The 1,092-nt window shown below is 71.2% G+C and carries 1 protein-coding gene; it reads left to right on the forward strand.

Annotated elements, in window-relative coordinates:
- Nucleotides 1-51: 51 nt before the first annotated feature.
- Nucleotides 52-1,092, forward strand: a 1,041-nt coding sequence (locus tag Q8Q88_RS05090) for a TolC family protein (RefSeq protein WP_305674118.1), incomplete at its 3' end; no start/stop codon positions are given.

Raw genomic sequence — 1,092 nt, forward strand, 5'->3', positions numbered from 1 at the left:
CGCTTCCGGCTCGCACCAGAGCTGCGCCATGCACCCCAGCGGGAAACCATCATGCGCCTTGTTTTGACACTTGCGTGGGCGACCCTGGTCGCCGGCGCCGCCCAGGCCGCGCCGTTGACTTTCGAGGCGGCGCTCAAACTCGCCGACCACACCGCCCCCAGCCTCCAGGCCAAGGGCGCCGATATCACGGCGGCCAGATCGTCGGCGATCGCCGCGGGCCGGCTTCCCGACCCAAGGCTCGCCGTCGGCCTCGGCAACTTCCCGATCTCGGGTCCGCCGGCCGGAACCTTCAACGGCGACAGCATGACCATGGCGACCGTTGGGGTGATGCAAGACGTCCCCAACGCCGCCAGGCGCCGCGCCGACCGCGAGCGTGCGGCGGCGGACATCGGCGCTGCGGAAAACGCCCAGGCGGTGGAGTCTCGCAACGTCCGCCTGAACACGGCGCTGGCCTGGATCGATCTCCACTATGCGAAGAAACGGCTCGCCGCCCTGGATGAGGTCGACTTGGCGCTGGCGCCACTGCGATCCAGCGCGCCCTCGCGTATCGCGTCTGGGTCGGCGCGGCCGAGCGAGGCTTTGGAGCCCGAACAACTGACCGCCGCGCTGGGCGACCGGCGCGCCGACCTGGTCGCCGCCGTCGGCAAGGCTCGAGCCGAACTGGTCCGCTGGACCGGCGATGCCGCCGCCGACGTCACCGGCGACCCACCTGGCTACAGCCTCGATCCCACTGGCCTGCGCGCCAGTCTCGACGCCATTCCATCGCTCCAGGCCTACGAGGCCATGGGCCGCCAGGCCGACGCCGATGTGGCGCTGGCCAAGGCCGACAGGCGTCCAGACTGGAGCTGGGACGTGACCTACCAGCATCGCGATCCGATGTACGGCGACATGGTCTCGGTAGGCGCGGCGATCAGCCTGCCGCTGTTCGGCCGGACTCGACAGGAGCCGATCATTGCCGCCCGCGCCTCGACCGCCTCGCGCGTCCGCTACGAGCGCGAAGCGGCCCGCCGCGGCTTGGCCGCCTCGCTTGAGGCCGACCTGGCCGACCACGCCATGCACCACGATCGGCTGATGCGCGCCCGAACCACGCTG

This window comes from Phenylobacterium sp., from assembly GCF_030697925.1.
Lineage (GTDB): Bacteria > Pseudomonadota > Alphaproteobacteria > Caulobacterales > Caulobacteraceae > Phenylobacterium.